Source organism: Alcanivorax sp. DSM 26293 (genome assembly GCF_900107995.1).
Classification (GTDB): domain Bacteria; phylum Pseudomonadota; class Gammaproteobacteria; order Pseudomonadales; family Alcanivoracaceae; genus Alcanivorax.
Genome location: NZ_FNUM01000006.1, coordinates 134562 through 157591 on the forward strand (window position 1 = coordinate 134562; position 23030 = coordinate 157591).

Below are 23030 nucleotides of genomic sequence, written 5' to 3' on the forward strand. Positions count from 1 at the left end.
GTTATGCCGGATTGGCACGCGTGCTCTTGAGCAGGTTTTCCAGGCTTGCGGCCTTGGGCTTAACCAGCCAGAACTTGCGGCTCATGGCATCAAAGTTATCCAGAATGTACTGGCCCCATTCGCTGCCGGTCTCTTGCACGTAATCGGAGATCACGCCCCGCAGGTGACTGCGGTGAGATTCGGTGGCTTCGGAGCTGATGCGATGCAGTTCGATCAGTTCCGGGTTGATGCGGTCGAAGAAGTCGTTGTCCTCGTCCAGTACAAAGGCGAAACCACCGGTCATGCCGGCACCGAAGTTATGTCCGGTGCGACCCAGCACGGTGATGGAACCGCCGGTCATGTACTCACAGCAGTGATCGCCGGCGCCTTCCACTACGGCGTGGGCGCCGGAGTTACGCACCCCGAAACGCTCACCGGCCGTCCCGGCCGCCAGCAACTTGCCGCCAGTCGCCCCGTACAGACAGGTGTTACCGATGATGGCGGTTTCCTGGCTCTTGAACGGGCTGCCATTGGGCGGACGAATCACCAGCTTGCCGCCAGCCATGCCCTTGCCCACGTAATCGTTGGCATCACCTTCGATGTACATATGCAGGCCGCCGGCGTTGAACACACCGAAACTCTGACCCGCGGTACCGGTGAAACGCACCTTGATCGGCGCCGTTTCCATATCCAGGTTACCGTGACGCTTGGCAATCTCGCCGGACACCCGGGCCCCCACGGAGCGATCACAGTTGGTGATCTCGTAGTGGAAGGAACCGCCGGATTTGCTGTCGATGGCGGTCAACATGTCTTCCACCATCTTCTGGTTCAGCAACGCCTTGTCGAACGGCTCGTTACGGCTGACCTGACAGTGGGTGGGCTTGTCCGCCGGCACCAGGTCGTTGCGCAGGATCGGGGTCAGATCCAGCTTGCCCTGACGCACGGTCTCGCCTTCCAGCACTTTCAGCAGGTCGGTACGACCGATCAGCTCGGGAATGCTTTTCACGCCCAGCAACGCCAGCAGCTCACGGACTTCCTTGGCCACAAAGGTGAAGTAGTTGATCAGCAGCTCAGGAGCACCAATGAAGTGCTCCTTGCGCAGATCGTCACGCTGGGTCGCTACGCCGGTGGCGCAGTTGTTCAGGTGACAGATACGCAGGTACTTACAACCCAGCACCACCATGGGCACGGTGCCGAAACCGAAGGACTCTGCACCCAGGATGGCCGCCTTGATCACGTCCAGACCGGTCTTCAGACCACCATCGGTCTGCAACCGGATCTTGTCGCGCAGGTCGTTGCCACGCAGGGCCTGATGGGCTTCCGCCAGACCCAGCTCCCAGGGAGAACCCGCATAGCGGATGGAAGTCAGCGGGCTGGCCGCGGTACCGCCATCGTAGCCGGAAATCGTGATCAGGTCCGCGTAGGCCTTGGCCACACCAGAGGCCACGGTCCCCACGCCAGGCTCGGACACCAGCTTCACGGACACCTGGGCATCCGGGTTGACCTGCTTGAGGTCGAAGATCAGCTGGGCCAGATCCTCAATGGAATAGATATCGTGGTGCGGCGGCGGCGAGATCAGGGTCACGCCGGGCACGGAGTGACGCAGACGCGCGATCAGCGCATTCACCTTGCCGCCGGGCAGCTGGCCGCCCTCGCCGGGCTTGGCGCCCTGGGCCACCTTGATCTGCAGCACTTCGGCATTGACCAGGTAATGCGGGGTCACGCCGAAACGACCAGAGGCGATCTGCTTGATCTTGGATACACGCTCGGTGCCGTAACGGGCCGGGTCTTCGCCGCCCTCACCGGAGTTTGAACGACCGCCCAGACGATTCATGGCGGTGGCGATGGCCTCGTGGGCCTCCGGGCTCAGGGCGCCGAGGGACATACCCGCGGAATCGAAGCGCAGCAGGATGTTCTCCAGCGGCTCCACCTCTTCCACGTCGATGGCGTCCACATCATCACGCAGAGCAAAGAGATCCCGCAAGGTGGCCACCGGGCGCTTGTTCACCAGCTCGGCGTATTCCTTGTAGGCATCGTAGTCACCGTCCTGGGTGGCCCGGTGCAGAGCGTAGATCACGTCCGGATTGAAGGCGTGATATTCCTTGCCGTGGATGTACTTGAGAATACCGCCGGCATCAATGGGCTTGCGCTGTTTCCAGGCGTCCTTGGCCAGGCTCTGCTGGTCCGCCTCGAAATCCTCGAAGCTGGCACCCTGGATACGGCTGGGCACACCCCGGAAGCACAGATCCACCACATCACTGGCGATACCCACGGCTTCAAACAGCTGGGCACCCCGGTAGGAGGTGATGGTGGAAATCCCCATCTTGGAGAGGATCTTCATCAGGCCCTTGTTGATGCCTTTGCGGAAATTCTTCTGCAGTTCCACCGCATCACCGAGCAGCTCGCCGGAACGCACCATGTCGGAGATCACGTCGTAGGCCAGATACGGGTAGACGGCGGTGGCACCGAAACCAAACAGCACCGCGAAGTGATGGGAATCACGGGCGGTGGCGGTTTCCACGATGATATTGGCGTCGGAGCGCAGCCCTTTTTCGGTCAGGGAATGGTGCACCGCGCCGGTAGCCATCAAGGCGTGGATGGTCAGCTTGTCCTGGACAATACCGTGATCGGTAAGCACCAGGATCACCTTGCCATCGCGGACCGCCTGGGCAGCCTGTTCGCAAAGGTTTTCCACCGCCTTGCGCAGACCAATCTGCGGATCGTAATGCAGGCTCAGCTTGGCCACATCGTATCCGGGACGATCGATCTTCATCAGGTTGGTGAACTTGGAATGGGACAGCACCGGCGTGGACAAAATCGCCCGGTCGGCATGGTCCGCCGTTTCCTCGAACACGTTCCGTTCGGCACCCACACAGGTTTCCAGGCTCATCACGATCGCTTCGCGCAGCGGATCGATGGGCGGGTTGGTCACCTGGGCAAACTGCTGCCGGAAGTAGTCATACAGGGAACGCTCACGGCGTGACAGCACCGCCATGGGCGTGTCATCGCCCATGGAACCGGTGGCTTCCTGGCCGGACTCGGCCAGAGGGCGCAGCACCTGATCGCGCTCTTCGAAGCTGATCTGGAAGAATTTCTGATAGCTCAGCAGGTCCTGCTGATCCACCTCGTCGGTACGCTCCACTTCGTGGTCGTAGTCCGCTTCGATGCGCAGGGCATTGCCTTTCAGCCAGTCCCGGTAGGGGTGACGCACCTTGAGACGGTTGTCGATGTCCTTGGTGTGCAGTACCTCGCCGGTTTCGGTATCCACGGCCAGGATCTGGCCCGGTCCGACCCGGCCCTTGGCCACCACGTCTTCCGGCTTGTAGCCGTAAACGCCGATTTCCGAAGCCAGGGTAATAAAACCGTTCTTGGTCACTACCCAGCGAGCCGGGCGCAAACCATTACGATCAAGCATACAGACCGCATAACGGCCATCGGTCATCACCAGGCCGGCAGGACCGTCCCAGGGCTCCATGTGCATGGAGTTATATTCGTAGAAGGCACGCAGATCCGAATCCATGGTTTCCACGTTCTGCCAGGCCGGCGGGATCATCATGCGCACGGCGCGGAACAGATCCATACCCCCAGCCAGCAACACTTCCAGCATGTTGTCCATGCTGGAGGAGTCGGAACCGGTACGGTTGACCAGCGGGCTGAGCTCTTCCAGGCCGGGCAGCAGTTCGTTTTCGAACTTGTTTTCCCGGGCCAGCGCCCAGTTACGGTTACCCTGCACGGTGTTGATCTCACCGTTGTGGGCCAGGTAACGGAACGGCTGGGCCAGCGGCCACTGCGGCAGGGTGTTGGTGGAAAAGCGCTGATGGAACACCACAATGGCGGTTTCCATGGCGCTGTCACCCAGGTCCGGGAAGAACGCCGGCAGATCCACCGGCATCATCAGACCCTTATAGGAGATCACCGAGGCCGACAGGGAGCAGACGTAGAAGTAACCATCGTTCTCGATGGCCTTTTCCGCGTGGCGGCGGGCAAAGAACAGGCGGCGGTTGAGCTCCTGCTCGGTGTTGCCGTCGGCCGCCACCAGCACCTGCCAGAAGCCGGGCAGGGAAGCACGGGCCAGGTCACCGAGACAGGCGTCGTCAGTGGGCACTTCCCGCCAGCCCAGCACCTGCACATCCTGGGCTTCCAGCGCGGCATTGATAGCCGCTTTCTGGGCGTCAGCCTGGGCCGCGTCCGGGTGGGTGAATACCATCCCCACGCCGTAGTTTTCCGGCAAGGTAATGGACTGGGCCTCCGCAACCTTGCGGAAGAAAGAATCGGGTTTCTTGAGCAACAGACCGCAGCCATCACCGGTTTTTCCGTCGGCATTAATGCCGCCCCGGTGAGTCATACATGTCAGTGCTTCGATGGCCGTTTGCAAAAGCTCGTGGCTGGCGTTGCCCTCCATATGGGCAATCAGACCAAAACCACAGTTGTCCCGGAATTCTCCGGGCTCAGTGAGCCCCCGCACCAGCGTTGAGTTCTGCTGCATCAAAACCTTTCCTCTTGAAATTCAGAGACTTACAGAAGGCGAATGGCGTCAGGATAGTGGTGACGGCAAAAAAGGGATATGCATTCTACACATTGCGCCCTTGGGCGACAAATTGAACAGTCACCCAAGGGCCATTTTTGTTTTCAGAGCTCGCTGCGAATGTCGGCCATCTTGCGGGGAAAAGGCCCCGCTGAGCGCAACTTTGCAGGCAACGTCGACTTTGCATCCAGGGCAGCCTGACGGCTGGAATAGTCCCCTGAGAGCACCAGATAGACGGATTTCCCGTTCCGCTCAGCCCGATAATAGGCCCCTTTGCGCTCCAGCTGATCCAGCACCCCACGGGCGCTGGCCTCCTGACTGGTGACCGTAATCTGCAGAAACCAGCGGCTGTCGTCCAAGGTCGCCAGCCAGTCTTCCCGCTGATAGCCCAGCTCCGCATCCAGCCCACTGAGGGCCGGCTCACTGGCAGGCACCGTATCCGGCTGATCAGGCTCTTGCGCAGACACCGGCTGCGTTTCTGGCCCCTCCGCAGGCTCAGATTCCTGAGCTGCCGGCTCCTGTGTCATTGCCACCTCAGGCTCCTCACGAGCAGGGGCGGATTGCATGACCGGGTCCGTCACCGGCGTCAGGGACACATTGGCCGCTTCCTCATTGGCTTCCGGCTCGGACTCTGGTGACTGACGTTCCGGCAGGTCCTCCAATCTCGCCACCGGCTCCATGGAGGAGGCCAACGGACGTGTGGGCGCATCGTCTGCGCCACTGGCATCAGCATCTGCCGTGGCGGGCTGCTCGGGCACCGGCAAGGCAAGCTCACGAGATTGCCCTTGGCCCTCGCCGTCATCATTGCCACCTGAGAAAACCGACCAGACGATCGCCACCACAACGAGCAGGCCAACAGCCGCTGCCACATGACGCCATGGCGGCGTCACCGCGGCGCGACGATCCTGCCCCTCTTCCGGACTGTCCCGGTCATCAAACTCCGTATCGTCTTCATCCTCGACGTCCACTGCCGATGAGGAAAAGGACAGCTCTTCCTGGGAATCGTCATCCGCCGGGCGGGACGCGAAGGCAGCAGCAGGCTCGACACCGGCTTCTTCTTCACGAGAGGCGGACATCATCATTGGCGCCCCCGCATCCTGGCTGCGCAGCAGCTCCAGAAGGCGGGCGATATTGCCATCACTGTCATGGCGCAAGCGGTCAGCCTCGTCCGCCTCCAACTCAATTCCGAGCACGAACCAGGCAAAATCCTGAATGTCATCAGCAACCAGGGAGGGCAGATCAAGCACATCATCCAGCGCCAGATCCGCGCTCTTGAGTTTTTCCACCGTGCCCGGCAGCCCCCCGAACACATAACCCAGGCGGGCGCCCAGCTTCTGCTTCAGGGCAGCCATGGTAGCGACAGCGTCGTCCTGCAGATCCTCACTGTTGTCGACCACCACCAGGATGCGGCCGTCGGCCAGAGCCTCGCGAAGCTTGTCAGGAAGTGCCGCCCTGTCGATATCGAAATGCCGCAGCAAAGACTCAATGACCACGTTGGCATTGTGCTCCGCCCCGCCGTCGATCCGCACAATTTCCATATCGCCAAGCAACGCCATCACCGTATGGCCAAGCAACGTAGAGACACCGCTACCGCTATCGCCTTCCAGTGCCACCACGGAACCCAGTCCGGCATGGGCAGTCAGCGCATCCAGATAATCGCCACGGGATGCACCACTGAAAAAACGGTCGTCATCATGTTCCACAAAAAGCCTCCAGTGTCTGGCGTAATGCCCCAGCATCATAGTCTGCCGTGACCACAGCCTCACCCAGCTGTCGCAGCAACACAAGACGAAGCTGGCCGTTTTGTACTTTCTTGTCCAGCGACATCAGATCCATGAACTGATCCGGCGTCATCCCGGCAGGCGTTGCCACCGGCAACTGCCATTGTGCCAGCACATCGGCCAGCCCGGCCTCCAAACCCGCGTCTACCCAGCCCAGCCTGACCGACATATTCACTGCCATGAGCATGCCGACCGCGACTGCCTCTCCGTGCAACCACTTACTGTAACCCGTGGCCGTCTCAATAGCGTGACCAAAGGTATGACCCAGATTGAGCAAGGCACGGTTACCCTGCTCGGTTTCATCATCAGCCACCACCTGAGCCTTGTTATCGCAACTGCGATAGATCGCTTCAGACAATGCCTCTGTGTCTCTGGACAACAGCCTTTCGTTGTTGGTTTCCAGCCAATGGTAAAAATCCGGGTCGCGAATCAGGCCATACTTGATCACTTCCGCATAGCCAGCGGCCAGCTCACGCTGCGGCAGGGAGGCCAGAACATCCGTGTCGATCAACACCAGGCGCGGCTGGTGAAACGCACCAATCATGTTCTTTCCACGGGGATGATTGACGGCGGTCTTGCCACCAACAGACGAATCCACCTGGGCAAGCAACGTCGTCGGCACCTGAATAAAGTCCACCCCACGCTGATAACAGGCGGCAGCGAACCCCACCATATCGCCAATCACGCCGCCGCCGAGAGCAACAAGCGTGGTCGTGCGCGAGTGGCGCTTGGCCATCAACGCATCGAAAATGCTTTCCAGCGTTTCCAGCGTCTTGAACGCCTCACCATCCGGCAGGACCAGGGTATCGCACTGACATCCCGAAAAATGCGGGGTCAGTCGCTCCAGATAAAGAGGGGCAATGGTCTCGTTGGTAACGATCATCACCTGATTGCCGCGCACCTGCTCGGCAAGGGGGAAGGTGTCGAGCAAGCCGGCACCGATGTGAATCGGGTAACTACGCTCGGCCAGGGCCACCTGAAGTGTTCGCATTGGATCTCCGACAGACATTGGGATGGTAGGCAATGGCAAGAGAGAAGCATCGGCAACTGCCAGACAAAACGATGCGCCACATCGCCGAGGGCCACTCAGTCAGCGCCGTTCATTCGGTGCAACAATCGCCTGCCAAGGCCATATTATCCTTGTCGGTGAGACGCCAAACAAGCCAGCACGTCATCCGCCACCTTTTTCAGGTTACCGGAGGCCGTAGACACCAAGTGATGAGACACCTGTCGATAAAGAGGATCCCGCTCGGCGAACAGCGCTTCAAGTTTAGCGCGCGGGTCTGCGGTTTGCAGGAGGGGGCGATTCTTGTCGTTTCGGGTGCGGGCAAGCTGAACGTCAACAGGGGTCCACAGATAGACCACACAGCCGCGCTCATGGAGCATATCCCTGTTCGCTGGCGTCACCACAACGCCACCCCCAGTCGCCAACACAATACCATCCTGGCGAGTCAGCTCATCAATAGCCTCTTGCTCGCGACGGCGAAAACCGGCCTCGCCTTCCATATCGAAGATCCACGGGATATCCGCCCCCGTCTTCTCCTCAATAACCCGATCAGAATCGAAGAAGGGATAGTCCAGTATCTGGGAAAGGTGGCGCCCCAGGGTGCTTTTCCCAGCACCCATGGGGCCAACCAGTATTAGAGAGGGATTCGTCTTGGTCACCGATTTGCCAAAGCATCCTTCATCAGGCGGGGAGTGATGAAGATCAGGAGTTCCTGCTTGTTATCACGCTTGATGGTTTTCTTGAACAAGTTGCCAATCCACGGCAAGTCACCCAGGAAGGGAGTCTTGGTCACGGAATTGATCTTTTCTTGCTGGAAAATACCACCAAGCACGACAGTCTCTCCATCATTCACCAGAACAGAGGTTTCAACACGGTTGGTGTTGATGGCAGCAGAACCTTCCGCGTTGAAAGAATCGTTATTCACCTTCAGCTCCATGATGATATTACCATCCGGAGTGATGTGTGGCGTCACCTCCAACTTGAGTTCCGCCTCCACAAAATCAATGGCAGTTGCACCAGAAGCAGTGGCGATCTCGAAAGGCACCTGCTGCCCGGAGGCAATAATTGCAGGCTGCTGATCGGCGGTAAGAACCTTGGGAGTCGCAACCAGCTCACCATGCCCCTCAGCCTCCAGGGCGGACAATTCCAGCTCAATCAGACCAGATGTCAAGGACGTGAAACCAATGGCAAACCGGGAGGCATCCGCAGAATCCACACCCAAATCCACGATCAAATCATCGCCATTCTCAATATCTTCGAACTCAAAATCATCTGGCCCGAAATCCACATCATCGGGATCAATAGCCGGAGTTGCCTGAGCAACTGTAGAATCCACATTGGTTGCATGCAGGTTTCTCAGCGATTGGAGCCGACCGGAAAAGCCAAAGGTCTTTTTATCCTGCAGCATTGATTCGGTATTGAAACCCAATCCGCCCCAACGCACACCGAATTCGTCAGCAATATTATTGCTTGCGACGACAACACGAGCCTCAATCAGTACCTGCCGAACAGGAACATCCAGGGTATCAATCAAGTCCCTGACTTCCTGCAATTTCGCCTGTGTATCCTGAATAATCAGCGTATTCGTTCTCTGATCCACGACCACGGAACCACGAGCAGATACCAGCGCCTCACCTTTGCCACCAGCATTACTGATCAAGGCTTTCATATCGGTGGCATTCGCGTAATTGATATTAATAAACTGAGTACGAAGGGGCGCCAGGGCCTCAATTTTCTTCTGGCTTTCCAGTTCCAGTTGTTCCCGCGCAGCGATTTCATCGGCAGGCGCCACCAGCAAGACATTGCCCACCTGACGCTTATCCAGACCTTTGGTCTTCAGAATCAGCTCCAGAGCCTGATCCCAAGGAACGTTCTGCAGCCGAAGGGTAATTCGGCCATCAACCGTATCTGACGCAACGAGATTCAACCCTGTGAAGTCAGCGATCAGCTGCAAAACCGACCGCACCTCGATATCCTGAAAATTCAGAGACAGCTTCTCACCGGTGTATTCAAAGGCATCCTTGTTTTTGCGTTCAGCCTCTGCACGGGTAATGGGCTTAACATTGATGCTGAACTGATTGTCCGCCTGATACGCCAGATACTCCCAGGTACCGGTTGGCTCAATGGTAACAACGACGCTGTCATCGCTACTCTTCGTGTCCACAACTCGGACTGGTGTGGCAAAATCAGTGACATCCAGTTTTCTGACCAATTCATTGGCAACACCAGCGCCAACGAATTTGGCAACAATTCTTCCACCCTCTTCTTTCACATCGACAGGTATGGAGGCTTTGGAAAGCCCAACAATAACCCGACCTTCGCCGCTATCGCCGCGTCTGAAGTCAACACTCTCTACAGAAGCATCATCGTCAGCCGCTACGTCACTGGTCTGGCCGGAAGCCGGCTCCCGTTGCTCATCGCCCAGCAATACAACAAGGTCATTCCCTTCAACCCGGGTTGAGTACCCTGTCAACGAGTCCAGATTAAAAATAAGCCGGGTTCTGTCCTTTGCCTCGACGATGGTGACACTGCGGGCATTGCCCGTTCCAAGGTTCTTTTGTTTTTCCGCAATTTCACTATCAGCCCCAACAAGGTCCAACGCGATTCTGGCGGGTTTTTCGATGCTGTAACCTTTTGCCTCGGGCACACCACCATCAAACTTCAGGCGGACTTCCATGCCATCGCCGGACAGAGAATTCGCTTCAATGGACGTGAGAGTGTCCGCGGCTGCGAAAGAGCTGCAGACTGACAAAACCCCCATAGCGAGAAAGCCCGCCAAGCGCCGGGAGAAGCTCATTTTTGTTGTCAATTTTTTGATATTCATAACTGGATCCCCAGCAACTGTTATTCTGAAATGGCGACGTTACTAGAACGCTCGACCCAGCCATCACGACCATCTGGCACGATTTCTATAAGGCTAACCCTGCTTTCGGAAACATCCTTCACCAAGCCAAAGTTTTTCCCCATGTAGCTCCCTGGCTTGACTCGGGTAACCGCACCGGATGGATCAGCTATCAGCGCCTGAAGTGATTCTCCCGGCTTGGTAATCGTACCTACCATTTTCAATGCATCCAGAGCGAATCGCTCCAGGTACTCTTTTGGCCTACCCATGTCTGGCTCCACTTTCCGCCCATCAGGTACAGCCATGATTTCTTGGTCGGAAGGTGCAGAAAATGGTGAACGAAGCTGATGCGCACCATATGCATAGGTTGCAATTGGCTTGAACTCCGGCGGCGGCTCTATTCGCCCTCTTGGCCTCGCCTTTATTTCCTGCAACCGGGCCTCAAGCTCACCCAGGTTCGCCCCTGTTCCACACCCCGTCAAACCCAGAAGAAAAAGTATCGCAACAGGAACCGCTGCATATTTTTTTGCCAACATCACCTGCCCCCTATTTATTCTGACCACGAGCCGGTCCTGTACTTTGAGAACTGCCGTCCTGACTTGAATAACGATACGTCTTGGCGGTGATATTCATATTCAGCAGGCCCAGGGCCTTGGCTTCTTTATCGGTAGGCCACTCAATCACAAAATCGTGGAGCGTCACAATTCGCGGCAAGGCTGCCACACCAGAAACGAAGGAGCCGAAACCATGATAATCGCCCAAGGCACTGATCTCGATGGGAAGTTCGGCATAAAACTCTTTTTCAGCCTCTTCCTTGAGTTCGATTTTCTCAAACTCCATCCCACTTCCCAGTCCGGTATGGGTAATATCCTCAAGCAAACCCGGGACTTCAGTGTCCTTTGGCAGCTGCTTCAGAAGCGCCCCGAAAGTTTGCTCCATTTCGACAAGCTGTGCCCGGAACTGATCAAGGTTGTGCGCCTCAAAAGCTTTATTCTCATAACTCTTGAGTAGCGACGCCTCTTCTCTTTGCTGTTGCTCCAGAGCAGCATTTAAATCCTTGATAACCAGGAAATAGCCCATCAAGAGCACGGCAATCAAAACGAGAACTGCGGCACCCGCTTTTATTGGCGCAGGCCATCCCCCCACATTTTCAAAGTCGAGACTATTGAGCTCTTCGATCAGCTCTCGCATATCCATGTTTTTCAGCTCAGAGGCTTTCATTGTTTTTCTTCCTCTTTATTGCTGGTCGGGGAGGCTTGCTTAACCGTCAATGTAAAGCTGTTTGCCTGCGAGCCATCTTCCAGAGCCGTTACATTTTGCAGATTCGCTTCTTTGAACCATTCAGATTGATCCAGATTACGCATCAGCCTTGAGATACGGTTATTGGACTCGGCGATCCCGTTGATTGTGTAAAGATCGCCTATACGACTCAATTTTGAATAAAACACGCCGTCCGGCAAGGTCCTGACCAACTGATCAAACACATAGACGATTGTTGGGCGGTTGCCCTGGAGGCTCTGTATCACCTCCATTCTCGCAACCAGCTCATCTCTTCTCGTCTTTAGCTCTTTGATCTCTTTAATTTTCCCATCAAGCTCCGCTGCCTTGGTCTGGATATGACTATTCCTGGCGCGCTGGTCAGCAATTTTTTGATCCACCACGCTTTTCCAACCAAAAAACAGCACCGCACCCAAAACGGCGGCCATCACCAAAAGAACGATAAATTCCTGTTGCTGGCGCTTGCGGCGCTCTTCCCGCCACGGCAGCAGGTTAATTGTTGTTGTCATTGGTCAAAGCTCCTCAATGCCAAACCGCATGCGATCATCAATGCCGGCGCATCATTGGCAATAGCAGAAGCCCCCACCTTGTTTGCCAGCGCCATATCATTGAACGGGTTGGCCACGGAACAGCTGGCACCCACTTTTTCCTGAATCAGGTCTGCCAGGTCCTGGATTGACGCTGAGCCCCCGGCCAGCAGGATATAGTCCACCTCATTGAACTGGGTGGAGCCATAGAAAAATTGCAGCGACCGATTGACCTGCTGAACCACAGCATCCTTGAAGGGCTGCAGCACTTCCGCTTCATAATCATCCGGCAGCTCGCCGGTTTTTTTGGCAAGCCCGGCCTCTTCCATGGAAATACCGTAACGGCGCTGAATTTCTTCGGTCAGCTGCTTGCCTCCGAACAGCTGCTCGCGGGTGTAGACGCTGCGCCCCTGATGGAAAACGTTCAAGGTCGTCATGGTGGCACCGATATCGAAGACAGCGACGGTCTCCAGTTCCTCGGCGTTGGGCAGTCCCGGCAACACCAGCTGGAAAGCCCGCTCCATCGCGTAGGCTTCCACATCGACGGCCTTGGCCTGCAAACCGCCAATTTCCAGAGCATCGGTTCGCATTTCCACGTTTTCTGTCCGGGAGGCGGCAACGAGCACTTCCACACGCTCATCATTACCTTCGACAGGCCCCATGACCTGGAAGTCCATGCGGACCTCGTCCAGCGGGAAGGGAATATACTGGTCGGCTTCCACCTTCAGCTGGCTCTCCATCTCGTCTTCGCTGAGAGAGGCATCCATTTCAATCAGTTTGGTGATCACGGCAGAGCCGGACACTGCCACCGCCGCGGTTTTCGCCCCGGGACGGGCGCGGCTGACCAGACGGGCAATCGCATCCCCGACGCCCTCCACGTCACTGATGTTTTTTTCGACAACCGCATTGGCAGGCAAGGGCTCAACCCCATAGCTCTCTACCTTGTAGCGGTTCCCCGATTTGGACAGCTCTAGCAGCTTCACCGCCGTGGAGCTGATGTCGATCCCCAGGAGTGTCTGGGCCTTTTTTCTGAGGAAAGGCAGCACTGTTGTCGTCCCGTCTGGTTATTATTAAAGTGTTTTTTCTTGATAAAGATACACTTACAGGTTTTTTATGTCGAATCACTTTAGGTCTAGTAATAGCAGAACAGATATTAGATCACAACAACCTTTCCACCATATAATGACCCACTTCACGGGCCCACTAGGCCTTTCTACCGATCCCAGCCAGTAGTTGCCGAAAACATGCGCTTACCCACCTGGACCCGATACCTGCTCCTTCTCCTGATTGCCGGCGCCGGTGGCGGGTTATCCATTTTGGCCGCCAGTTATCTGTATCTGGCTCCACAACTCCCCCCAGCCAGCCAGATCCGCGAAGTGGAATACCAGATTCCACTGCGCATTTACAGCAATGATATAAAACTTATTGCCGAATACGGGGAAAAGCGCCGACAACCGGTATCCTTTGACGAATTGCCGAAAACCCTGGTCCAGGCGGTGCTGGCCGCAGAGGATGAACGCTTTTTCAGGCACAACGGGGTCGACCTGAAAGGCCTGGTGCGGGCCGCGGTGGAATTGGCACGCTATCGGGAAATCCGCTCCGGCGGCTCCACCATCACCATGCAGGTGGCGCGCAACTTCTTCCTCAGCCGTGACCAGCGCTTCCTGCGCAAATTCAACGAAATCGTGCTGGCCATCCAGATTGAGCGGGTGCTCAGCAAGGAAGAGATTCTCGAGCTTTACCTGAACAAGATCTATCTCGGCCACCGGGCCTATGGGGCAGAAGCCGCCGCCCAAGTGTACTACGGCAAATCCGTCGGCGAACTCAATATCGCCCAACAGGCAATGATTGCCGGCCTGCCAAAGGCTCCTTCCGCTTACAACCCGATCACCAACCCGGAGCGGGCCAGAATAAGACGTAACTGGATTCTGTTCCGCATGGAAGAAACCGGGGCGCTGACTCGCGAAGAACGCGAAATTGCCCAGTCCGAGCCTGTCAGTGCCCGCTTCCATGCCGCCCAGCCTGAAGTGGATGCTGCCTATGTGGGGGAAATGGTACGCCTGCAGGCCGCCAGGCTGGTGGAGCAGGACATTTTCACCGACGGCATTCGCATCATTACCACCATCGACAGCAAACGGCAGACCGCGGCTGTCCAGGCACTGCGAGCCGGCCTTCACAGCTATGACGAGCGCCATGGTTATCGCGGGCCGCTGGCACAACGGGACGTGAGCGCAGCGCCGACGCTGCCAGCCATCAGCGCTTCCGACAATGAGCAGCCCCCTGCGGAGGAGAGCGAACTGCCCGCACAGGCTGAAAAAGCGGAAATCGAGAAAACCATTACCGGACTGGACCCCAACGTGGCCCACTGGGTTGCCATGATCCGCGACCAGCAACGTATCGGCCCGCTGCAACCGGTCATCGTTACCCGAGTGGGAGAAGAGGATGCCGACATCCTTTTCCGGGACGGCAAACGCGCCCGGCTTGCCTGGGAGGACATCCGCTGGGCTCGCCCGCAGCTCAACAACAAGTATGTGGGAGAAGAACCCAAGACCGCCGGCGATGTACTATCCCGTGGCGATATTATTCGCGTTCGCCCCGTGGGCCCGGAGGAAAGTCGCCGCTGGCGCCTGGCCCAGCTCCCCGCTGCACAGTCGGCACTGGTCTCGCTGGACCCGTCCAATGGGGCTGTGGTCGCCATGCAGGGCGGCTACAGCTTCTCTGCGTCGAACTTCAACCGGGCCGTACAAAGCGAGCGCCAGGCCGGCTCCGTGTTCAAACCCTTTATCTATACCTCGGCCATGGAAAACGGCTTCACCCCCGCCTCCATCATCAACGATGCGCCGGTGGTGTTCGATGACGACAAACTGGAAACCGCCTGGCGTCCCACCGGAGCCAGCGGCAAGTTCTACGGCCCCACCCGCATGCGCGAAGCCCTGTATCGCTCGCTGAACCTGGTCTCCATTCGTATTCTGCGCCAGATCGGCATCAGCCAGGCCATGAACACCCTGAAACGCTTCGGCCTTCCTGCAGAAGGCTTCCAGCGCGACCTGTCCCTGGCACTGGGCAGTGCCAGCGTCACCCCGATGGATATCGCCACTGCCTACAGCGTTTTTGCCAACGGTGGTTACCGGGTCACCCCCTGGGCCATTCAACGTATCGAGAACGCCGATGGCGACATCCTCTGGCAGGCACCGGAAGTGATACTCTGCGAACCTCCCTGCCTGCCCCCCCTGGCGCTGACAGACGACAATATCAAACCTGCCACCCCTGAGGACTCCAGCCCGGACAGCGAGGACAGCACCGACGAGCCAGTGGTGACAATACAGCCTGACCCGGTCATGGCCCCCCGGGTACTGGATCCGCGTATTGCCTGGTTGATGGACTCCATGCTGCAGGACGTGATCCGCGCAGGGACCGGCAGCAAGGCAAGGGCTCTGGGCCGCGATGACCTGGCCGGCAAGACCGGCACCACCAACGACCAGGTGGACGCCTGGTTCTCCGGTTATTCTCCGGATCTGGTCGCCACCGTCTGGGTCGGTTTCGACAACCCGGCCAATCTGGGTTGGGGCGAATATGGTGGCAAGGCAGCCCTGCCAATCTGGATCGACTACATGGGCCCGGCCCTGGAAGGCATTCCTGAACGGCAACTGGAGCAGCCCTCCGGCATCGCCACCGTACGCATCGACCCGGACAGTGGTCTGCTGGCGCGCCCGGACAACCCCAATGCCATCCGCGAATACTTTATTGAGGATCAGGTGCCCGAGCTGGAGCCCCAGCGCGGCCCGGGTGGTGGCACCAGTGCCCCCGAGCAAATTTTCTGAACGGCCCGCGATAGCGCCGGGCATTGCCTGGCGCCTGACCAGCCATAAAAAAACCGCCTTCCGGCGGTTTTTTTATGGCTGACTGCTTCTCCTACAACTCGGGAAAAATCTCATCCAGCGAGTTCAATGGATAGTGGGAAGGATACCCCTTGCGAGCCACACCACAATCCACTGCCGCACGGGCGACTGCGGAGGACACCCGCCCCAGAAGACGCGGGTCATTGGGTTTGGGAATAATGTAGTCGGCACCGAAGGTCAGCGGCTCCCCACCATAGGCATCCAGCACTTCCTGAGGCGGCGCCTCTCGCACCAGCTCGGCAATGGCATGCACTGCGGCGATCTTCATTTCCTCGGTGATTGAGGTGGAACGGACATCCAGCGCCCCCCGGAACATGTACGGGAAACACAGCACATTGTTCACCTGGTTGGGGAAATCAGAACGCCCGGTAGCCACAATCGCATCCGGGCGAGCCGCCTTGGCCACCTCCGGACGGATCTCCGGATCCGGGTTGGCCAGCGCAAAGATGATCGGCTTGGGCGCCATCTTCTTGACCATTTCCGGTGTCAGCATGTCCGGTCCGGACACACCGATAAACACATCCGCATCTTCCACCGCATCGTTGAGAGTGCGTTTGTCAGTGTCGTTGGCCAGTGCCGCCTTATACTGGTTGAGATCATCGCGACGACTGTGAATCACGCCCTTGCGATCCAGCACCAGGATATTTTCCTTGCGCGCGCCCATCTCGATCAGCAGCCGCACCGATGCCACGCCTGCGGCACCGGCACCCACACAGACCACCTTGATGTCTTCGATACGCTTTTTCTGAATTTCCAGCGCATTGATCAGACCCGCACCCACCACAATGGCGGTACCGTGCTGATCATCGTGGAACACCGGCACATCGCACTGTTCTTTGAGGATGCGCTCAATCTCGAAACATTCCGGCGCCCGGATATCTTCCAGGTTAATGCCGCCAAAGGTGCGATGGATGCGCACCACCGTGTCGATAAAGGCCTGGGAGTCTTCCGCGTCCACTTCGATATCAAACACATCGATACCGGCAAACAGCTTGAACAGAATCCCCTTGCCTTCCATCACTGGCTTGGACGCCAGCGCGCCCAGGTTGCCAAGACCGAGAATGGCCGTGCCATCACTGATCACAGCCACCAGATTGCCCTTGGCAGTAAAACGGTAGGCCAGCTCCGGCTCGCGGGCGATTTCACGCACCGGCTCCGCCACGCCCGGACTGTAGGCCAGGCTCAGGTCACGGCTGGTTGCCGCCGGCTTGGTCACCTCAACGCTGATTTTCCCTGGCCGCGGTTTGGCGTGGTATTCTAGGGCCGCCGTTCTCAAATCCTCAGACATGCTGGTCTCCGCTGGTCCCTAAGTCGGGCTAAACTGTCAGGCTAAACACTGTGTACGCAAGGTCTTAAAGCAAAAAGCACCCCGCAGGGTGCTTTTCAAAGGCTACATAAACTGCGGTGAAGACGCCGTTCAGTCCTTCTTGCTGCGCATCATGCCGAAACGCTGCTTGAACTTGTCGATCTGACCACCGCTGTCGGCCTGCTTCTGCTTGCCAGTATAGAAAGGATGGCAAGAAGAACAAACGTCCAAGGCCATGTCACCACCACGGGTGGAACGGCTTTCGATAACATTACCGCAGCTACAGGTATAGGTCGCTGCCTGGTATTCGGGATGAATCTCTGGTTTCATTGCTGAGCTCCAATCTGTGTCGCTACCTGCCTCTACGACAGGCACCACACGGCTTGCGTCTGGGAAAAAGAAGGCGAATCATAACAGCTTGGCCCCAATCCGCAAGCGCTGAGCGCGTCTCAGACGCTTCAGGCTTCAGGAAATCCCGTGTCAGCCAAGAAAACCCTGCAAATTGCCCTGCCGGTGCCGTTACCGGGCTGCTTCGACTATCTGTACCCGGGAACCACTCCGCCAGCGCGTGGCTCACGGGTGCAGGTCCCTTTCGGTCGACGCACCCTGGTGGGCCTGGTTCACGGCCACGGTCTCAGCGATCACCCGAAACTGAAAGCCATCCAGCGGGTACTGGACGACACCCCGGTCCTGCCGGAGGAACTCTACCGGCTATGCGAACGGGCGGCCCGCTACTACCACCACCCACTGGGCGAAGTGCTCAGCTATGCCCTGCCGGCCCTGCTGCGCCAGGGCAACGATGCCGAGGCCAGCCAGGAAAAACGCTGGCAAATTACCGAACGCGGGCAGCATGTCAGTGACGACCAGCTCAGCCGCGCCCCGCGACAGCGCCAGGCCCTGCACACCCTGCGCGACCACCCCAAAGGCCTGAGCAGCACCATGCTGGCGGCCCTGGATGTACCCGCCGCCGCTCTGACCAGTCTGCGTGACAAGGGCTGGGCGGAACAGGTAACGCAGGAGGACAGTGCGCCCCCCAGGGACATTCTTGCCCAGGCGCCACTGGCCGCCAACGCGGAGCAGCGCAAGGCGATCCGCGCTCTGGAGGAGGCCCGGGGCTTCTCCCCCTTCCTCCTTGACGGCGTTACCGGCAGCGGCAAGACCGAAGTCTACCTGCAGGCCATGACTGCGCATCTGGCCGCCGGCAAACAGGTACTGGTGCTGATTCCGGAAATCGGCCTGACGCCCCAGACCGTACAGCGTTTCCGCCAGCGCTTCGCCGTGCCGGTGGCGACCCTGCACTCCGGTCTCACCGATCGGGAACGTCTGGACAACTGGCTGGCCGCCCGTGACGGCAAGGCACGCATCATCATCGGCACCCGCTCCGCCATCTTTACACCGCTGGCCGCCCCGGGGCTGATCATCGTCGACGAAGCCCACGACGCCTCCCTGAAACAGCAGGACGGCTTTCGCTTTCACGCCCGCGACCTGGCCACCTGGCGGGCCCAGCAACTGGATATTCCCGTGGTGCTGGGCAGTGCCACCCCGGCCCTGGAAACCCTGCAACTGGCCCGGGATGAACGCTTCCAGTGGCTGAAACTTTCCCATCGCGCCACGGACCAGGGGCGCCCGCCCATCGAAATCCTCGACGGCACCCTGGCCGCCCCCGGCCAGCCACTGCTCCCCCAGTCCCTGCAGGCGATCAAGCACTGCGTGGAGCAGGGCAACCAGGCGCTGGTCTTTATCAACCGGCGCGGTTACGCCCCCATGATTCTCTGTCAGGATTGCGGCTGGCAGGCGGATTGCCGCCGCTGCGACAGCACACTGACCTGGCATCGCAGCGAGGGCAGCCTGCGCTGCCATCACTGTGGCTACCAGCAACGAGTCCCCCCACGCTGCCCGGAGTGCGGCTCCAGCGCCATCCACGAAGCCGGTTGCGGCACAGAAAAAATCACTGAACTACTGGAGCAGTCACAACAGGCCCCGGTGATTCGCATCGACCGGGACGCCACCCGTCGCAAGGGCAGCCTGGACGCCCACCTTGCCACCATCCAGCAGGGCAAACCGGCGGTGATGGTGGGGACCCAGATGCTGGCCAAGGGTCACCACTTTCCGAATCTCACCCTGGTGGTCATTCTTGAAATGGATGCAGGGTTCCTCAGCGCTGACTTCCGCGGTCCGGAACAGGCCGCGCAATTGATGCTGCAGGTGGCCGGACGAAGCGGCCGGGAAGGCAAAGGCCGGGTTTTATTGCAAACCCGCCACCCGGATCATCCGCTCCTGCAACTGGCTGCCAGCGGCGACTATGCGGCCCTGGCCAGTGCCCTGCTGGAAGAGCGGAAGATGGCCGGCCTGCCCCCCTTTGGCCACCTGGCCCTGTTCCGTTGCGAAGCCATGAGCATGGGCAAGGCCATGGAATTTCTGCAACAGCTGGCCGGCATACCGCTACCCCCGGACGTCCATCTGCTGGGGCCGGTACCGGCGCCCATGGAAAGGCGCGCCGGGCGCTATCGCACCCAGATGTTGCTGCAGTGCGCTCAGCGCGCACCCCTGCATCAGGCCATCAGTGTGCTGCTGGAACAGGCGCGCACCCTGCCCGCCGGCCGCCAGTGTCGCTGGCATCTGGATGTGGATCCGATCGATATGCTGTAAGACGGCGCCGGACCTGACGTCCGGCGCATGCGCCAGCGGGCCTTTTCCCGTACAATCGCCGCCCACCAGAACGGCCCCGATGCCCTCCACAAAAGAATGTCATGAAAGAACGCCTGATAACCCTGATCGACAACGCCCTGGACACCCTGATAGCCGAAGGGACTCTGCCCGCCGAGGCCAAACGCCCGGCGCAGATCGACCGTACCAAGGACAAGAGCCACGGCGACTTCGCCACCAATATCGCCCTGATGCTGGCTAAACCCGCCGGCATGAAGCCTCGCGATCTGGCGGAAAAACTGATCGCGGCCCTGCCTGCCGACAACGCCGTGGCCAAGGTGGAAATCGCCGGACCCGGCTTCATCAACTTCTTCCAGGCCGATGACTGGCTTACCGGCCTGCTGGATCAGGCCCTGGCCGACGAGCATCTGGGCGTAGCCCGTCCGGTGCAGGCACAGACCGTGGTGGTGGACTATTCCTCCCCCAACCTGGCCAAGGAAATGCACGTGGGGCACCTGCGCTCCTCCATCATCGGCGATGCCGTGGTGCGCACCCTGGAATTCCTTGGCCACAAGGTGGTTCGCCAGAACCATGTGGGCGACTGGGGCACCCAGTTCGGCATGCTGCTGGCCTACCTGGAAGAACAGAAAAGCGAAGAAAGCGACACCGAGCTGTCCCGTGAGCTGGGCGACCTGGAAGGCTTCTACCGCGCCGCCAAGCAACGTTTTGACGAATCCGACGCCTTTGCCACCCGAGCTCGAAGCCTGGTGGTAAAACTGCAGGCTGGCGACGAAGACTGCCTGGCCCTGTGGCGGGAATTCAACAGCGTGTCCCTGAGCCACTGCCAGGCCGTCTATGACCGCCTGGGCGTCAGCCTCACCCCGGCGGACGTGCGCGGCGAGAGCGCCTACAACGATGACCTGGCCCAGGTGGTCAGCGACCTGGACGCCAAAGGCCTGCTCAGCGAAGACCAGGGCGCCCAGTGCGTGTTCATGGACGAATTCAAGAACAAGGAAGGCGCCCCGCTCCCGGTGATCGTGAAAAAAGCCGACGGCGGTTATCTCTACGCCACCACCGACCTGGCTGCCCTGCGCTACCGGGCCGGCACCCTGCATGCCGATCGCATGCTCTACTTCGTGGACCAGCGTCAGGCCCTGCATTTCCAGCAGATGTTCAGCCTGGCCAAACGGGCCGGCTTTGTCCCGGAAAACACCGCGCTGGAACACATGGGCTTCGGCACCATGAACGGCCCGGACGGTCGCCCGTTCAAGACCCGCGACGGCGGCACCGTCAAACTGATCGACCTGCTTGATGAAGCCGAACAGCGGGCCTACACCCTGGTCCGCGACAAGAACCCGAAACTGGACGACTCGGCCCTGCGCACCATTGCCCATGCCGTTGGCATTGGCGCGGTGAAATACGCAGATCTGTCCAAGAACCGCAGCAGCGACTACATTTTCAATTTCGAACAGATGCTCAGCTTCGAAGGCAACACCGCCCCCTACCTGCTTTACGCCTACACCCGGGTGGCCAGCGTATTCCGCAAGGCGGGCCTGGACATGGCCGACGTCAACGGCGACTTCCTGCTTCAGGAAGAGGCGGAACAGGCCCTGGCCGCCCGTCTGGTGCAATTCGGGGAAGTGCTGGAAAGCGTGGCCGAAAAGGGTCTGCCCCACCTGCTGTGCACCTATCTGTATGACGTGGCCGGCCTGTTTTCCACATTTTACGAGCATTGCCCGATCCTCTCCGGCGACAATGAGGCCCTGAAGCAGAGCCGCCTGAAACTGGCCGCCCTCACAGCCCGCACCCTGAAACAGGGCATGGAACTGCTGGGCCTGAGCCCGCTCGAACGGATGTAGCCGAGAACCACAGGACTCCCCATGGCAAAGAACACCAACAAACGAGGGGCCAGCCGCGGCCCGGTACGCAAGAAGAGCCAACGCCAGGTCCCGGGCTGGGTGTGGCTGTTCACGGGTCTGATGGTCGGTCTGTTCGTGGCTTTCCTGTTTCACCTGGGCAAGACCCAGATGGAGCAAGGCGGCAACGGCAAGGTGGCACAGAAACCGGCACAACCTGCCAAACCGACCAAACCCGCTCCGAAAAAGGACAGCAGCGACGAGTCCCCGCAGTTCGACTTCTATGCGGTACTGCCGAAAATGGAAGTGATCGTGCCGCAGAATGAAGGCGACTCCGGCACTCGCAAGAGCCGTGATACCGCCCAGGACAAACCCGCCAGCGAGCGCAAGTCAAACGCTGGCACCCGCTCCAGCAACGAACGCTATTTGCTGCAGGCGGGCAGCTTCCGCCGCAACGAAGATGCCGACCGCCGCCGGGCGGAGTTGATCCTCAAGGGGTTCGACGCCGCCATCCAGTCCGTGGATCTGGAAAGCGGCGACAGCTGGCACCGGGTCATGATCGGCCCCTACGACAACCTCAACGCCATGCATCGTGCCCAGGACCAACTGGCCGGCAATGGTATCGAGACCCTGCCGATCAAAATGAAAAAATAGGCGCAGGCGCACAGCGGAGATGGGCGCACGCCCATTTCCGCCCTTAAGGTCCCACCTTCACCCGGCGACTGTGCGCGGCCACCCTGCGCTCGGCTCCACCTGCAGCCAGCCGCGAAACGATTAACGGTTAATTGCCTTCAATTCCCCTTGAATCCCCTACCACCAGCCCCACATCTGCAGAATCACTGTGAAAGGAGCTGAATGTGACCACGATCGTATCCGTACGCCGCGGCAATAGCGTTGTGATTGGCGGTGACGGCCAGGTGTCACTGGGCAACACCGTCATGAAAGGCAATGCCCGCAAGGTGCGCCGGCTCTACCACGGCAAGGTCATTGCCGGGTTTGCCGGCGGTACCGCCGACGCCTTTACCCTGTTTGAGCGATTTGAAGCGCAGCTGGAAAAACACCAGGGCCATCTGGTTCGTGCCGCTGTGGAGCTGGCCAAGGACTGGCGCACCGACCGCGCCCTGCGTCGCCTGGAGGCCCTGCTGGCCGTGGCCGACAAGGAAGCCTCCCTGATCATCACCGGCAATGGCGATGTCATCGAGCCGGAAAATGACCTGATCGCCATCGGCTCCGGCGGCCCCTTTGCCCAGGCTGCCGCCACCGCCCTCCTGCATAACACCGAGTTGGCCGCCGGGGATATTGTCGAAAAGAGCCTGACCATCGCCGGCGATATCTGCGTCTACACCAATCAACAGCAAACCATTGAAGAATTGAGCTGGTAATCC

General features: G+C 59.1%; 16 protein-coding genes. 5 read left to right on the forward strand and 11 right to left on the reverse strand.

What is annotated here, in order from left to right; genetic code table 11:
* Position 1: 1 nt before the first annotated feature.
* The 9 genes from gltB to C4S63_RS12005 form a co-directional block, all read right to left on the reverse strand.
* Positions 2–4465 (reverse strand): glutamate synthase large subunit, encoded by a 4464-nt coding sequence (gene gltB, locus C4S63_RS11965; RefSeq protein WP_103917688.1) that lies wholly within the window; start codon positions 4463–4465, stop codon positions 2–4.
* Positions 4466–4608: 143 nt separating this feature from the next.
* On the reverse strand, positions 4609–6207 hold the full coding sequence (locus C4S63_RS11970; protein ID WP_235000006.1) for an SPOR domain-containing protein: 1599 nt from the start codon (positions 6205–6207) through the stop codon (positions 4609–4611).
* Positions 6197–7276, reverse strand: coding sequence for a 3-dehydroquinate synthase (aroB, locus tag C4S63_RS11975; RefSeq protein ID WP_103917690.1), 1080 nt, complete (start codon positions 7274–7276; stop codon positions 6197–6199). The genes C4S63_RS11970 and aroB overlap by 11 nt, the downstream gene beginning before the upstream one ends.
* Before the next feature lie 143 nt (positions 7277–7419).
* Positions 7420–7950 carry a shikimate kinase AroK gene (gene aroK / locus C4S63_RS11980; RefSeq protein WP_255409084.1) on the reverse strand — a complete coding sequence of 177 codons (531 nt, stop codon included), beginning with the start codon at positions 7948–7950 and terminating at the stop codon, positions 7420–7422.
* Complete coding sequence (gene pilQ, locus C4S63_RS11985; RefSeq protein ID WP_103917691.1) at positions 7947–10115, reverse strand: type IV pilus secretin PilQ; 2169 nt, start codon at positions 10113–10115, stop codon at positions 7947–7949. The genes aroK and pilQ overlap by 4 nt, the downstream gene beginning before the upstream one ends.
* A gap of 20 nt (positions 10116–10135) precedes the next feature.
* Positions 10136–10669, reverse strand: a complete 534-nt coding sequence (locus tag C4S63_RS11990; protein WP_062815707.1) for a pilus assembly protein PilP — start codon at positions 10667–10669, stop codon at positions 10136–10138.
* 10 nt (positions 10670–10679) lie between these two features.
* Complete coding sequence (locus tag C4S63_RS11995) at positions 10680–11354, reverse strand: type 4a pilus biogenesis protein PilO (protein WP_103917692.1); 675 nt, start codon at positions 11352–11354, stop codon at positions 10680–10682.
* Complete coding sequence (locus C4S63_RS12000; RefSeq protein WP_103917693.1) at positions 11351–11920, reverse strand: PilN domain-containing protein; 570 nt, start codon at positions 11918–11920, stop codon at positions 11351–11353. The genes C4S63_RS11995 and C4S63_RS12000 overlap by 4 nt, the downstream gene beginning before the upstream one ends.
* Positions 11917–12984 (reverse strand): pilus assembly protein PilM, encoded by a 1068-nt coding sequence (locus tag C4S63_RS12005; protein WP_103917694.1) that lies wholly within the window; start codon positions 12982–12984, stop codon positions 11917–11919. Before C4S63_RS12005 ends, C4S63_RS12000 begins: the two co-directional genes overlap by 4 nt.
* A gap of 198 nt (positions 12985–13182) precedes the next feature.
* Here C4S63_RS12005 and C4S63_RS12010 point away from each other — a divergent pair, with 198 nt between their 5' ends.
* Positions 13183–15759, forward strand: coding sequence for a penicillin-binding protein 1A (locus C4S63_RS12010; protein WP_103917695.1), 2577 nt, complete (start codon positions 13183–13185; stop codon positions 15757–15759).
* A 91-nt stretch (positions 15760–15850) separates the two neighbouring features.
* Here C4S63_RS12010 and C4S63_RS12015 read toward each other — a convergent pair whose 3' ends face one another.
* Together C4S63_RS12015 and rpmE are read right to left on the reverse strand one after the other, a co-directional pair.
* Positions 15851–17125, reverse strand: coding sequence for a malic enzyme-like NAD(P)-binding protein (locus C4S63_RS12015; RefSeq protein ID WP_062815703.1), 1275 nt, complete (start codon positions 17123–17125; stop codon positions 15851–15853).
* Between the two features lie 129 nt (positions 17126–17254).
* Positions 17255–17473, reverse strand: a complete 219-nt coding sequence (gene rpmE, locus C4S63_RS12020) for a 50S ribosomal protein L31 (RefSeq protein WP_062815702.1) — start codon at positions 17471–17473, stop codon at positions 17255–17257.
* Between the two features lie 147 nt (positions 17474–17620).
* Here rpmE and C4S63_RS12025 point away from each other — a divergent pair, with 147 nt between their 5' ends.
* The 4 genes from C4S63_RS12025 (at position 17621) to hslV (ending at position 23027) form a co-directional block, all read left to right on the forward strand.
* Entirely contained in the window at positions 17621–19792 is a 2172-nt protein-coding gene (locus tag C4S63_RS12025) for a primosomal protein N' (RefSeq protein ID WP_103917696.1), read from the forward strand.
* A gap of 101 nt (positions 19793–19893) precedes the next feature.
* Positions 19894–21648 (forward strand): arginine--tRNA ligase, encoded by a 1755-nt coding sequence (argS, locus tag C4S63_RS12030; protein WP_103917697.1) that lies wholly within the window; start codon positions 19894–19896, stop codon positions 21646–21648.
* A 21-nt stretch (positions 21649–21669) separates the two neighbouring features.
* On the forward strand, positions 21670–22299 hold the full coding sequence (locus C4S63_RS12035) for an SPOR domain-containing protein (protein ID WP_103917698.1): 630 nt from the start codon (positions 21670–21672) through the stop codon (positions 22297–22299).
* Positions 22300–22502: 203 nt separating this feature from the next.
* On the forward strand, positions 22503–23027 hold the full coding sequence (gene hslV / locus C4S63_RS12040; RefSeq protein WP_035245145.1) for an ATP-dependent protease subunit HslV: 525 nt from the start codon (positions 22503–22505) through the stop codon (positions 23025–23027).
* Positions 23028–23030: the final 3 nt, after the last annotated feature.

Bases quoted from the DNA above. Each gene is read 5' to 3' on its own strand.
- gltB (WP_103917688.1), bottom strand. From the start codon at position 4,465: ATGCAGCAGAACTCAACGCTGGTGCGGGGGCTCACTGAGCCCGGAGAA.
- aroB (WP_103917690.1), bottom strand. From the start codon at position 7,276: ATGCGAACACTTCAGGTGGCCCTGGCCGAGCGTAGTTACCCGATTCAC.
- pilQ (WP_103917691.1), bottom strand. From the start codon at position 10,115: ATGAATATCAAAAAATTGACAACAAAAATGAGCTTCTCCCGGCGCTTG.
- C4S63_RS11990 (WP_062815707.1), bottom strand. From the start codon at position 10,669: ATGTTGGCAAAAAAATATGCAGCGGTTCCTGTTGCGATACTTTTTCTT.
- C4S63_RS11995 (WP_103917692.1), bottom strand. From the start codon at position 11,354: ATGAAAGCCTCTGAGCTGAAAAACATGGATATGCGAGAGCTGATCGAA.
- C4S63_RS12000 (WP_103917693.1), bottom strand. From the start codon at position 11,920: ATGACAACAACAATTAACCTGCTGCCGTGGCGGGAAGAGCGCCGCAAG.
- C4S63_RS12010 (WP_103917695.1), top strand. From the start codon at position 13,183: ATGCGCTTACCCACCTGGACCCGATACCTGCTCCTTCTCCTGATTGCC.
- C4S63_RS12015 (WP_062815703.1), bottom strand. From the start codon at position 17,125: ATGTCTGAGGATTTGAGAACGGCGGCCCTAGAATACCACGCCAAACCG.
- rpmE (WP_062815702.1), bottom strand. From the start codon at position 17,473: ATGAAACCAGAGATTCATCCCGAATACCAGGCAGCGACCTATACCTGT.
- argS (WP_103917697.1), top strand. From the start codon at position 19,894: ATGAAAGAACGCCTGATAACCCTGATCGACAACGCCCTGGACACCCTG.
- C4S63_RS12035 (WP_103917698.1), top strand. From the start codon at position 21,670: ATGGCAAAGAACACCAACAAACGAGGGGCCAGCCGCGGCCCGGTACGC.